General features: G+C 70.5%; 10 protein-coding genes. 4 read left to right on the top strand and 6 right to left on the bottom strand.

Annotated features, from left to right (window positions below; translation table 11 throughout):
• Window positions 1–22: 22 nt before the first annotated feature.
• A complete protein-coding gene (locus ABZ911_RS03765) occupies window positions 23–1,336 on the bottom strand; it encodes a M14 family zinc carboxypeptidase (protein ID WP_358051536.1) in 1,314 nt (437 codons plus the stop codon).
• A gap of 82 nt (window positions 1,337–1,418) precedes the next feature.
• On the opposite strand from ABZ911_RS03765, the gene ABZ911_RS03760 reads away from it, so the two are divergent.
• From ABZ911_RS03760 to ABZ911_RS03750, 3 genes are all read left to right on the top strand, one after another.
• A complete protein-coding gene (locus tag ABZ911_RS03760; RefSeq protein WP_358051534.1) occupies window positions 1,419–2,030 on the top strand; it encodes a TetR/AcrR family transcriptional regulator in 612 nt (203 codons plus the stop codon).
• Between the two features lie 61 nt (window positions 2,031–2,091).
• On the top strand, window positions 2,092–3,483 hold the full coding sequence (locus ABZ911_RS03755; protein WP_358051532.1) for an MFS transporter: 1,392 nt from the start codon (window positions 2,092–2,094) through the stop codon (window positions 3,481–3,483).
• Window positions 3,484–3,939: 456 nt separating this feature from the next.
• The gene (locus tag ABZ911_RS03750) at window positions 3,940–5,487 is read left to right on the top strand and encodes a serine hydrolase domain-containing protein (protein ID WP_358051530.1); all 1,548 of its coding nucleotides are present in this window, start codon (window positions 3,940–3,942) and stop codon (window positions 5,485–5,487) included.
• Here ABZ911_RS03750 and ABZ911_RS03745 read toward each other — a convergent pair.
• The gene (locus tag ABZ911_RS03745; RefSeq protein ID WP_358051528.1) at window positions 5,477–5,620 is read right to left on the bottom strand and encodes a hypothetical protein; all 144 of its coding nucleotides are present in this window, start codon (window positions 5,618–5,620) and stop codon (window positions 5,477–5,479) included. The genes ABZ911_RS03750 and ABZ911_RS03745 overlap by 11 nt on opposite strands.
• Before the next feature lie 76 nt (window positions 5,621–5,696).
• Between ABZ911_RS03745 and ABZ911_RS03740 the strand changes: the two genes are divergently transcribed.
• On the top strand, window positions 5,697–6,278 hold the full coding sequence (locus tag ABZ911_RS03740) for a histidine phosphatase family protein (RefSeq protein ID WP_358051526.1): 582 nt from the start codon (window positions 5,697–5,699) through the stop codon (window positions 6,276–6,278).
• Between the two features lie 118 nt (window positions 6,279–6,396).
• Here ABZ911_RS03740 and ABZ911_RS03735 read toward each other — a convergent pair whose 3' ends face one another.
• From ABZ911_RS03735 to ABZ911_RS03720, 4 genes are read right to left on the bottom strand one after another with little or no spacing between them, the layout of a single operon-like run.
• Entirely contained in the window at window positions 6,397–9,741 is a 3,345-nt protein-coding gene (locus ABZ911_RS03735) for a GH116 family glycosyl-hydrolase (protein WP_358051524.1), read from the bottom strand.
• Between the two features lie 39 nt (window positions 9,742–9,780).
• Complete coding sequence (locus tag ABZ911_RS03730) at window positions 9,781–10,752, bottom strand: ABC transporter substrate-binding protein (protein ID WP_358051522.1); 972 nt, start codon at window positions 10,750–10,752, stop codon at window positions 9,781–9,783.
• A gap of 34 nt (window positions 10,753–10,786) precedes the next feature.
• Complete coding sequence (locus ABZ911_RS03725) at window positions 10,787–11,797, bottom strand: ABC transporter permease (RefSeq protein ID WP_358051520.1); 1,011 nt, start codon at window positions 11,795–11,797, stop codon at window positions 10,787–10,789.
• A complete protein-coding gene (locus ABZ911_RS03720; protein WP_358051518.1) occupies window positions 11,794–12,570 on the bottom strand; it encodes an ATP-binding cassette domain-containing protein in 777 nt (258 codons plus the stop codon). The genes ABZ911_RS03725 and ABZ911_RS03720 overlap by 4 nt, the downstream gene beginning before the upstream one ends.
• Window positions 12,571–12,630 lie beyond the last annotated feature (60 nt).

The following is a 12,630-nucleotide window of genomic DNA, read 5'->3' as shown; positions in this document are numbered from 1 at the left end:
CGAAGCCGGATGAGCGCTCAGGTCAAAGCTGCTGTTTCGCCGCCTCCGCCGCGAGCAGGGCCGCGCCGAGCTGTACGGCGACCAGCGTGCGGATCGGGATCGGGGTGGCCGTCGAGTCGGCTTCGGCCTCGGTGAACCAGTCGTCGAAGCGGGCGCCGAGGCGGGCCCGTTCGGCCCGGATGGCGGGGGTCTGGTTGCCCGCGCCGAGCTCGGCGTCCAGCATGCGCAGGTAGGTCCCGCCGTACCGCAGCCGCATGCTGTGCATGATCTGCCGGTTGCCGACCGCCTCGGCCACCGTGGCGGGCCGGTCCGTGCCGGGGAAGGACTCCCACTCGGAGATGAAGTCGTCGTGGGTGTCAAGGAAGTCCTGCAGGGCGCGGCGGAACGGTGAGCGCACGGTCAGGTCGGCCCTGACCGCCGACATGGACTGGGTCAGCTCGGCGATCAGGGCGCGCTGCGCGGCGAGGCTGGCCTGGATCGCCTCGCCGTACTGCTGGCCGGTGGGGGTCTCGTCGGCGACGCGGGGGTCGGCCCAGTAGGGCAGCTCGGTCACCAGGTGCAGGGCGTCGAAGCGGTCGGCGTAGTCGACGCTCCCGCCGCCGATGCCGTAGGCCGCCGCCAGCTCGGCGCCCCTCGGGGTGCGGTAGGCGCCGGGGCCGATCGGGACCGCGCTCGGCACCTCCGGCGGACCCATGTGCAGGGGCAGGCCCTGGGCGGTCGCGAGGGCGGCCAGGCGGGCGGCGAGCGCGGGCTCGTCCTTGCTGAGGTAGTAGAACGCGCCCTGGAGCTCGCCGTTGTGCAGGGAGTAGACGAAGGCGGGCTTGACCTCGTCCATCAGCCGCATCAGCGCCTCGGTCTCCGGCAGCGTGCGGTCGAAGAAGCAGTCCTCGCCGGCCAGCGGGAAGGTCCATTCGACCTGGTCGGCTTCGGCGGGGCGGTAGAAGTGCTCGGAGTAGGCGCGGCGGTCGCTCGGCCGCACGTACCAGCCCTCGTTGAGCCGGGCCCCGTCGGGATCGACGCACGGGATGAGGTGCCAGCGGTAGCCGAAGTCCTCGCGCAGCGAGGCGTCCTCGACGAGCTGGTGCAGCAGGCTGCTGACGGTGAGCGCGCCGATGGGCTCGTTGGGGTGCGGGCCGCCGATGATCACGGCGTCGTGCGGGCCGGAGCCGACGGTCGCCACGCGCAGCGGCTCACCCAGGCGCGAGGTGCCGATGCGGCGCAGCCGTACCAGGCCGGGGTGGGCGGCGGCGAGCTCGTCGAGTTCGGCGTGCATCTGGTCCACGGTGGGGAACGCGGCGTAGTCGGGCACCCGGCTCATGTGCTGGTCGACATCCATTTTCAGCCTCCTAATAATATGGATTATTCTAGTAAATCAGATTATCGTGGCCTGACCAGCAGATGAGGAGAGGGCAAACGCCATGCGGCTGACCAGGGCGGAGAGCAAGGCCGCCAACAAGCGCGCGCTGATCGACGCGGCGCGCGAGGTCGTCGGGAAGGAGGGCTCGCAGGCGAAGCTGGAGGACATCGCCGAGCTGGCCGGACTGACGACGGGCGCGATCTACTCGCTGTTCGGCGGCAAGAACGATCTGATGGTCGCCATGGTCGACGACTACGCCGGCCCGCTCGACCTGCGGCCGGTCCAGGCCATCGATCCCAGCCTGCCGCTGGAGGAGGTGGTGGCCGAGGTCGCTCGCCAGTACCGGCGGATGTCGGCCGACCCCGGGGCCGCCGGACAGCTGCTGTTCGAGACGCGCGTGCTCGACCTCGTGCTCAACGACCCAGACCTGCTGGGCAAGCTCAACGCCTCGGTCAGATCGATCGAGGCCGACTTCGCCGCGCTGTTCACCGGCCGCGAGTACGGCGGGGCACCCGTCACGGGCGAGCAGGCGATGCGCCTGGCCCGCGCGCTCAAAGCCCTGCTGTCCGGGCTCGGGCAGAGCGTCGTGCTCGGCACCCACGACAGCTCCGAGGAGTTCTTCGTCGACCTCGCGCACGCCCTGATCACGCCGAAGGTGCTCGGCCCCGCCTAGATCAGGCCACGGGTTCGGGGGAACACGCGGCCGCATCTCACCCCACCCGAAAGGCACGACCATGTCCAGATCCGGCTTCGGCATCATCGGCGCACCGGTGTTGTTCATCGGCGTCTTCCAGTTGCTGGAGATCATGCTCTCGCCCGCGCTCCCGCTCATCCAGCGGGAACTGGCCGCCTCGCCAGGCGAGCTCGCGTGGATCTTCACCGGAGGGCTGATCAGTTCGGCGATCAGCACCCCGATCGTCGGCAGGCTGGCCGATATCTACGACAAGCGCACGGTGCTGTTCTGCCTGATGGCGATCACCAGCGCCGGGGCGCTCGTCTCCGGCCTGGCGCCCAACGTGGGGGTGCTCATCATCGGCCAGGCCGTCCAGGGTCTGTGGCTCGGGATGCTACCGCTGACGGTCGGGCTGTTCCGCGACACGCTGGAGCCCGACCGGGTGGCCACCGGCAACGGCTTGATGATCGGCGTAGCCGCGCTGGCCAGCGCCCTCGGCCTGGTCCTGGCCGGGCCGCTCACCTCGGCGCTGGGCTTTCGCTGGCTGTTCTTCCTGCCCCTGATCGGCTCGCTCGCCGCCGGGATCTGGGCTTGGTTCGCGGTGCCCGCCACCCCGCGCGCCGCCTCCGGGCGCATCGACTGGGCCGGTGGGCTGCTGCTGGGCGGTGGGCTCGCCCTGCTGATGCTGGGCCTGACCACCTCCTCCACCTGGGGCTGGACCGCCCCCGCGACGCTGGCCCTGTTCGCGGGCGCGCTGCTCGCTCTGGGCCTGTGGGGGGCCGTCGAGCTGCGGGTGCGCGACCCGCTGGTGGACCTTCGGCTGCTGGTCGGTCGTTCGGCGGCGGGGGCGACCACGATCGGCTTCATGCTCGGCTTCACCTCCTTCGGGCTGGTGGTGGCGCTGCCGCTGATGCTGGCCCTGCCCCCCGAGACCGGGTACGGCCTGGGCGCCGACATCCTGCAGATCGGGCTCTACATGTTCCCCCTCGGCGTCGCGGGCACACTCATCGCGCCGCTGGTCGGGCCGATGACCCGGGCGCTCGGACGGCGGGCGGTGCTGGTGCTCGGCACCGCGCTCGTCTCGGTCGGCACCGCGATGCTGGCCTTCTGGCACACCTCGCCCTGGCAGATCGTGGCGGGGGTGACGATCCTGGGGCTGGGCGGGTCCATCGGGCTGACCGCGACGCTGAACGTTGTCGCCGCCGACATGCCCGCCGACCGGGCCGCCGGGGTGAGCGGGGTGGTCTTCGTCGCCAAGAGCGTCGGCGGCAGCTTCGGGGCCCAGTTCGGCGGGCTACTCCTGGCGGCGGGGAACGTCGGGGGAGTCCCGGCTGAGCAGAGCTTCGTCAACACCTACCTCCTCTCGGCCGCCCTCGGCCTGCTCGCCACCGCCGCCGCCTTCGCCATCGGAGCCAAGGCGCCCTCGGCCGAACCGGTCACGACGTCCTCGTGAACACGCCCGCCGTACCCGGACCTGATCGGGCACGGCGGGCCCCAGCCGGCGCACGCACCCGGGCCCGGCGGCGCCCGCTTGATCCGTCGCCGGAGCCGCGCGAGTTTCTGGAGCGGCGTACGGGACGGTGTAGTTGCGGCGCGATCATCGCCTGGATCTGGCAGGGACGCCCACACCTCCTGCGCCGCAGAGCTGACGCGACCGAGCCACATACCTGACCGGCCCAGCATGTCGCCACGGCGGGGAATGCCCGGCGTGCCGCTGCGATAGCCCTATAGGCCATCAGCCCGGTCAGAGCAGGAAGTGCGGCTGGAGTATTAGCACCTGACTTTTCTCGGTCTCGTACTGCTGTCGATCTCTCAGTGCGGCACTTTGTTGCGCAGGCCAATGTCCAGGCATCTACTTTGCGCGTTTCCGACAAATGTGGGCGCTTCATCCCCTGCGAGCATGTCGGGTATGGATGTCGCAGAGAGGTTGTCTGACCTGGTGCACTCGTCGGTGCGGCCGGGGGGTCCCGGGCTCGCGATCGGGGTCTACTCCGACGGAAGGCTGATCCACCACGCCGCTGCCGGAATGGCCAGTGTTGAGTTCGAGGTGCCGATCGACAGCGTGACGCGGTTCGACATCGCGTCGATGAGCAAGCAGTTCACGGCCACGGCAGCCCTGCTGCTGTGCCGCGACGGGCGGCTCTCGCTGGACGACGACATTCGCAAGCACCTGCCGGAGCTCAAGCTGTCCGTGCCGGTGACCGTCGCCCAGTGCCTGCGTCACACCGGTGGCCTGCGGGAGTGGCTGTCCCTGTCCGCGCTGGCCGGCCGGTCGCTGACCCGGATAACGCAAGCCCAGGCGCTGGCCTTCGTCGCCGGGCTGGCCGAGGTCAACTTCGAGCCGGGCACCGACTTCTCCTACTCCAACACCGGCTACATCCTCGTGACGTCCGCCATCGAACGGATCACCGGGCAGTCGTTGCGCGCGTTCACGACCGAGCGCGTGTTCGCCCCGCTGGGTATGACCGACACCCACTTCCGTGACGACAGCCAGGAGCCGCTGGCGAGGTACGCCTACGGCTATGCCGTCTCGGAGCAAGGGGTGCGCCGCGCGGACACCGAGGAGTGCGCCGTCGGCGACGGCATGATCGTGACCAGCGTCGCCGACCTGGGGCCATGGTTCGGCTTCCTCCACGACGGCCGGGTCCTCGGCGCTGACGTACGCGACGCGCTGCTCGAACGGGACGACACGGATGCTCCGTATACCCTCGGCATCTACCACACGACGGTCAGCGGGCAGCCCGCGTTCGGCCATGCGGGCGGCGCGCCTGGCTACCAGTCTCAGCTGCTCCTCCTGCCCGAGCAGGGCAACGGCGTCGCGGTACTGACCAACAACACCTCGATCGACCCCCGCAGGATCGGCTACCAGGCGCTGCGCCTGGCTGCCGGGCTGCCCGATGAGGCCGAGCCCGCCCTCATCGCAGACCAGGCGGCGGCCGAGGCGCTGAGCGGGTTCTGGTGCGACCCGGGCACCGAGACGACGTTCCAGGTCGAGCAGGCGGACGATGGCAGGATCACGCTGACCGGCGGCGGCCACCTCTCAGGCACGTTCGCGCTCACGAGCGACGGGACCTGGCATGATAAGGACAACCGGCTGCACCTGATCGACGGCAAGATCATGGCGGGGTCGATCTACGCCCCGGGACGGGCCCGCGCCTTCCTGCCCTGTGCGGCGCCGGTCGAAGGCGCCAGGCTGCCCGCGGCCGTCTACCTCAGCCCCGAGCTCGGAACCCTGGCCACGATCACCGACGAAGGTGTCCTGGAGCTCGGGCTGCTCCTGGTGGCGCCGATCGAGCCGGCCCCCGACGGCTGCTTCTCCGCCGGCATGGCCACCCTCCGCCCGGACGGCGACGACCTCCTGGTCAGTATCTTCGGCACGTACCGGCTGCGGTACGTCCGCCAGCCCGACGGCACCCGCCCGGTCGGTGTGCCGCCCGGGCTCAACCTCACGAGCTGAGCACGTACGAACTGACTTCGACGCCTTCCTCGCCGAGCTCGTGCTGGACCGCATCGCCCGGCTGCGCCAGGCCAGGCCGACCGGCGGTCAGGTTCTCGGCGGGGCCGAACGCGTGCAGGACGACGGCGGACATGTTCACTCCTTCCGGCTTCCTCCAGCATGCAACCTCAACCGAAGTTCAAGTCGACGGGCTGCGATGATGGTCGCCTATGGACGAGATGATGCTGCTCAGGCATGGCGAGACCGAATGGAGCAGGTCCGGCCGGCACACCGGGCGCACCGACCTGCCGTTGACGGACAACGGCGAGGACCAGGCCAGGGCGCTGGGCCCGCTGGTCAAGGCCAGGACGTTCGACCTGGTGCTGGTCAGCCCGGCGGCCCGAGCCAGGCGGACGGCGGACCTCGCGGGGCTGACCGGCTACGAGCTGGAGCCCGACCTGTGGGAGTGGGACTACGGCGGCTACGAGGGCATCACCACGCCGGCGATCCGCGAGACGCGCCCCGGCTGGTACCTGTGGCGGGACGGTGTGCCCCCGGGCGACGCCGAGCATCCCGGGGAGAGCGCGGCCGAGGTGGCCGCCAGGGCCGACCGGGTGATCGCCAGGGTCAGGCGGGTGGAGGGCGAGGTGGCGCTGGTGGCGCACGGCCACTTCCTGCGCGTGCTGACCGCCCGCTGGCTGGGCCTGCCCCCCACCGACGGCCGCCTGTTCCGCCTGGACACCGGCACCTACTCGCGCCTCGGCTTCGAGCACGCCGAGCCGGTGATCCTGAGCTGGAACGCCCCCGTCTGACCGGCCTGGCCTGTCACCCGGATATCCGGGAACGTGAACGACCCGGCCCCAGAGGCGAATGAGGGGCGGGCCGGGTCTGGGGGCGGCGGCCCGGGAGCCGCCGCCGTTCGTCGCGGGTCTAGTGCACGACGTGCACGCGGAGCGCCCGTCCCGGGGTGACGGTGACCTCCGAGGGCAGCGTGACGGTCAGCGTGGAGCCGGACATCGCCGACCTCACCCCGTGGATCCGACCGCCGCCCACCGTGACCTTGACATGCTTGGGGCTGTCGCCCGCCCGCAGCTCAAGCTCGACCGTCCGCAGCGTGGCGGAGCCGTGCCTGACGGTGAGGGTGTCCTTCTGGGTGGCTCCCGCGCGCTTCTGCTCGAAGGTGCCCCAGGCGTTGCCGGTGGTGAAGAACGAGCGGTGGTCCTCCGGCTTCCAGGTGGGCGCGAACGCCACCTTCCGGGCGGGCCCGTCGAAGGTGAAGCCCTGCAGCGCGGTCAGCAGGGACCAGGACGACAGCGTCCTGCCGTACCACTTGCCGCATTCGTCGTCGCCGAACGGGCTGCCGGTGCCGTCGCCGGTCGTGCACGGGTTCTTGTCGATGTGCTCGGTCCTGGCCCGGCCGTCGTAGCGGTCGGAGATCGCCTTGACCACGCGCAGGCCCTCGTCGAGCAGGCCGCGCTGGAGCATCAGGCCGGCGGCGGAGTACTCGAAGCCGGACATGACCTCGTCGAAGTAGAGCGGGCTGTTGCCCGGCCTCGGGCCCTTCGGCCAGGTGATCATCTGCAGGCCGGCGTCGGTCTCCTCGACGTACTGGCGGAACTGGTGGCTGGTGGTGTAGCCGAGGAAGTGCTCCTTGAAGTTGGACTTGAAGAGGTTCTTGGCGGCCTTGGTCATGTTCGCGGAGTCGTAGATGTCGCCGAGGCCGAGCTGGGTGGACCACCACTGGCCGAGCAGCATGTCGATCTCGACCCCGTCGCCGTAGGAGTGGCCCTGGGCGGAGTACGCCTCCTGGTAGTAGTCGCCGTTGAAGAGCTGCTGCTCCTGCTTGACCCGGCCGGAAGCGTAGATGGCGTCGTAGGCCGTCTTGGCGGCGGTGTCGCCGGACAGCTCGGCCATCTTCGCCGAGGCGTTCACCGCGGCCAGGTACATCGAGCCGAGCCAGGAGCCGTTGCCGGTCTCGCCGCCGTCCAGGGTGGTGTTGTGGATGCCGCTGAGCACGCCGTCCTTGTCCGGGTCGGCCTGGGCGACCGCGTAGTCCATGGTCCGCTTGATCTTGTCCCAGTTGGCGGTCAGCCAGTCCTTGTCCACGGTCTGGTAGGTCCGGTACGCCGACAGGATCACGCCGGTCTGGCCGTCGAGGGTGAAGCTGGAGTCGCTGTCGAAGCGCATCGGGATCTTGCCCTGGGCGTCGGCGTTGTCCAGCCACTGCTGGGTCCAGCGCCGCCCGACCTCAGGCCAGAGCCACGCCTGCCCCTGGGCGTAGTGGAAGACGTGCGTCGGCATGCCGGGGCAGCAGCCCCAGCCCTCGCGGGCGCCGAAGAAGCCGTTCTTGGCCCACCACACGGTCGGGGTGTGCAGCAGCGCGGTGGCCGAGGTGACCCGGTCGAGCACGTACTGCGGGAGGTTGGAGTCGTAGACGGTGTCGTGGTACAGCTTCGTCTCGCCGGTCAGGCGCCTGAGGTTGTCCCGGACGTAGGCGGCCACCGCGTCGGCGTCGGACCACCAGTTCTCGTACTGCCGGCCGCCGCCGCCGTTGTAGTTCTGGGCGTCGGGGAAGTGCCAGTTCAGCACGATCGGGATGGTCCTGGACTCGCCGGGGGCGAGCGTGACGCCGACCGCGAGCGCGCCGTCCACGGTCGTGGAGGCCGCCGGGCTGTCGGCGGTGGCCGGGCCGGTCAGCGCGCCGTCGTCGGCGAGGTCGTCGCGGAGCGAGGCCAGGTCGCTCCAGGAGGCGGTGCCGGTGACGCCGCCGGACAGGGCGGTCAGGTTCATGGTGCCCTTGCCGGGCGCGCCGGTCAGGCGCAGGCTGGTCGCGGTCCGGCCGCGCTCGACGGCGTTGTGGTTGGCGCCGTACCCGTTGACGACCCTGTCGTTGGGTCCGCCGACGGTGTCGTAGCCGTTGAAGCCGACCGCGTTCTGCTGCGCGGCCAGCACCGAGACGGTGGCGGTCTGGGTGCCCGGGTTCTTGACGGTGATGGAGTAGATGGCGGTCGGGATCGCCGAGTCCTTGACGTTCCCGGGGATCATCGGGTTGAGGACCTCCTGGGAGACCTCGACCGGCAGCTCGTCGTCGGTGAACCGGTAGTTCAGCATCGGGTACTCGCCCTGCTGGGTGAGGGACCCCATCGCGTCGAACGCGCCGACCTTGGTGGTCTGCAGCGCCCTGACGACCGGTTGCCCGCCCTCGCGCTGGGCGCGTACCGCGAAGAAGCTGTTGGGCAGCTTGCCCTTGCTGTAGGTGTCGTCGGTGTTGTGCCAGCCGTTGGCGAGCTTGCCCAGGTTGTTGAAGATCCACCAGGTGGGCCGGGCGCCGGTGCCGTCGTGCACGATGCCCGCCGAGCCGAGCGGGCCCACCGGGAAGCGGGTGTCGGTGAGGTTCGGCCCGGCGTAGGTGACCGTCTTCCCCCTGGCGTACAGGTCGGCGTACGGCCTGGCGTAGGCGAGCGCGCGGGCGGACTCGGCGCCGTCGGCGGTGATCGAGGCGATCGCGTAGTAGTAGGCCGTGCCCGGCTCGGCCGTGGCGTCGGTGTAGGTGGTGCCGGAGACCTGGCCGATCCTGGTGTAGCCGGTGTCGAGAGCGGTGGAGCGGTAGACGGCGTAGTCGGCGCCGCCGATCGCCGCGCCCCAGCTCAGGCCGGTGGCGGTCGCGGTGCGGGCGACCTCGACCTCACCGGGCGCGGCGGGCAGGTCGGCGCGGATGTCGTCCACGGTGATGTGGCCCCAGCCGCTCTGGGAGTCGTCCACCACCTTGACGATCGCGCTCTTGCCGACGTGTTCGGACACGTCGAGCAGGCGGCGGGCCATGCCCTCGGCATTGTTGCCGCGCGCCACGGCCAGTTCCCGGCCGCAGCCGTCGGGCGCGCTCTCGTCGTACTCGCAGACCGCGACGTAGGTCCCGGCCCCGGCGCCACCGCCGACCAGCATGGTGACGACCGGCTGGGTGAGGGTGAACGCGCCGGACACCACGACGCCGCGGTAGCCGTCGCTGGGCTTGTCGTCGGGCGTCTCCAGCGTGCTCAGGAACCAGGTGCCCTGCTTGGTGTACGGCTTGCCGTCGTTGTGCTGGACGGCCCGGTCGCTGACGAGCTTGCCGAACGAGCCGGACGCGATCCGCCAGCCGTCAGGCAGCGCGCCGCCCTCGAAGCCTTCGGCGTATCCGGTGACGAGTTGGGCGGCCTGGGCGGGCTGGATGACGGCGGAGAGGGAGAGCAGGCCGCCGACCGCCAGAGCGGTGGCCAGTTTGGGGGGTGTACGCATGACTTGATCAGGCCCCTTACGTGGACTGGAGGGGAAAGGTCACTCGCAGGTGGTCTTGTAGATGAACTTGGCGATGTCGGGCTGCGCCATGTTGTCCTTGGTCAGCACCACGAACGGGGTGGAGATCTTGGCCGTGGTGGACTCGCCCTTCAGCGCGGCCACCGCCTGGTCGACGGCGTCCACGCCCATCTGCAGCGGCTGCTGCACGACGAGCGACTGGACCACGCCGTTGCGCACGTCATCGAGGATCGGGTCGGAGGTGTCGAAGCCGACGATCCGCACCTTGCCGCTCTTCTCGGCGTTCTGCACGCCGGTCGCCACCCCCTCCACCTCCTGGGTGCTGACCGCGAACACGCCGGCGAGGTCGGAGTTGGCGGCGAGCACGGCGCCGAACTTGGAGGTCGCGGTGGCGGGCTGGCTGTCGCTGTACTGCGAGCCCAGGTAGGTGATGCCGGGGTGCTTCTTGATCTCTTCTTCGAAGCCCCGCTGGCGCGCGTCGGTGGTGGAGATGCCGGGCTTGGCGCCCATCACCATGACCTTGCCCTTGTCCCCGATCAGCTCGGCGAGCGTCTTGGCGGCCAGCGCGCCGCCCGCCTGGTTGTCGGAGGCGATCTGGGAGACGGCGAGGCTCTCGTCGGCGGCGACGGAGTCGGCGAAGACCAGTTTGATCCCGGCCGCCTTGGCCTTGCTGAGCGCGGGCACCATGGCCTCGCCCGCCATCGGGGAGATGACGATCGCGTCGGGCTTCTGCGCGATGACGCCGTTCAGGATCGGCGTCTGGCTCTGCGGGCTGTAGTCCTTGCCCCCCTGGGCGTCGAAGACGACGCCCTTCTCCTTGGCCCTGGCCTGCGCTCCGCAGGTCAGAGAGGTGAAGAACGGGTTGCCCGCCATCCCCTGGACATAGGTGATCTTGTACGGCCGGTCGGCGGCGTCAGGGGCCTCGCCTCCGCCGGAACACCCGGTGAGGACGGCCAGCGCCACCACGGGCGCGCACAGGCTGATTTTGCGCATGCTGAACAGAGCTCTTCTCTACGGGGGGTGTGTGCTAGGACTTCTCGCGCGATCGGCGCTTGAACTGGTCGATGTAGACGGCCAGGACGAGGACCACGCCGATCGCGACCTCCTGCCAGAACGTCTGGACCTTGAGGATCACGAAACCGTTCTGCAGGACGGCGGGGATGAACACGCCGATCACGGTCCCGGCGATGGTGGCGACGCCGCCGAACAGGCTGGTGCCACCGAGTACGACGGCCGCGACCGCCTGCAGGTTGTCGGTGGAGTGCCCGGCGATGTTGGCGCTGGCGAACAGGGCCAGGTCGAGGAATCCGGCGACGCCGGCGAGGAGGCCGCCGAGGCCGTACACCTTGATCAGGTGGCGGTCCACGTTGATGCCCGCGCGTCTGGCGGCCTCGGGGCCCGAGCCGACGAACAGGGTGTAGCGGCCGAACCTGGTCTGGGTCAGGACGATCGCGCCCGCGATGGTGACCACCAGGGCGATCACCACGAGCCAGGGCACGACGCCGAACAGCTTGCCGAGGCCGATGCCCTCGTACAGGGCCTTGGGCACGCCGGACAGGTCGTTGCCGCCGGTGACGAGTTGCGCGATGCCGAGCGCGGCGCCCATGGTGCCGAGGGTGGAGATCAGCGCGGGCACCCGGGCCTTGGAGATGAGGAAGCCGTTCAGCGCGCCCCACGCCACGCCGGAGAGCGCGGCGACGGCGAACCCGGCGAGCACCACGCCCACGCCGTCACCGCCGAGCGCGGTCATCGTCTTCAGCGACATGACCGCGGAGAACACCAGGACCGAGCCCACCGACAGGTCGATGCCCGCGGTCGCGATCACGAAGGTCATCCCGACCGACATCACCAGCAGCACCGAGGTGACGGTCAGCATCGTCTGGACGTTGTAGGCGGACAGGAACGCCTGGGGCGCGGCGATCGAGAAGACCACGATCATGACGGCCAGCGAGAGGGACAGGTAGGTGAGCGGTGAGGAGGCCAGCCTGCGGCGTACCGCGTCGCCGCGGCGGGGCTGGGCCGGCGCTGCGATGGTCATACCGTCTCCTCCAGTGTCACGCCGTGGGTGAGCAGCCCGGTCATCGCCGCCACCAGGTCCTCGGCCTTGGCCTCGCCCGCCTGGAAGCGGGCCACCCTGGCGCCGAGGCGGAGCACCTCGATGCGGTCGGAGACCTCCAGCACCTGCGGCATGCTGTGCGTGATCAGGACGACGGCCAGGCCCCGGTCGCGCACCTGGCGGATCAGGTCGAGCACCCGGCGGGTCTGCACGACGCCGAGCGCGGCGGTCGGCTCGTCCATGAAGACCACCCGCTTGGCCCAGGCGACCGCCCGGCAGATGGCCACGCTCTGCCGCTGGCCGCCGGAGAGCGTCGAGACCGGCGCGTCCAGGTCGGCGAGCTTGACGCCCAGCGAGGCGAGTTCCCGTACCGTGCTGTCGCGCATGGCGGCCTTGTCGAGGAAGCCGAGGCGGCCGAGCGGCCCGGCCTTGGTGAGCTCGCGGCCCATGAAGAGGTTGGCGGCGGGGCCGAGCGCGGGGGCGAGCGCCAGGTCCTGGTAGACGGTCTCGATCCCGGCCGCCTGCGCCGCGGTGGGCGAGGCGAACGAGACGGGCTCGCCATCCACCAGCAGGTCGCCGCTGTCCGGGCGGACGGCGCCGGACAGCACCTTGACCAGGGTGCTCTTGCCCGCGCCGTTGTCGCCGATCAGCGAGACGATCTCGCCCGCGTAGGCGGTGAAGTCGGCTCCCCTGAGCGCGTCCACATGGTCGAAGCGTTTGCGGATCCTTCTCGCTTCGAGCAGCGGCTCAGCCATGACGGCCTTCTCCGGGCATGGGTCATCGTCCTTTCGAGCGGGGGGTGTCGTCGGCGCGGC

It is taken from the genome of Nonomuraea sp. NPDC046570 (assembly GCF_040645915.1).
Lineage (GTDB): Bacteria > Actinomycetota > Actinomycetes > Streptosporangiales > Streptosporangiaceae > Nonomuraea.
Note: the sequence above shows the minus strand (reverse complement) of the source record. Positions and strands in the feature narration are given on the sequence as shown.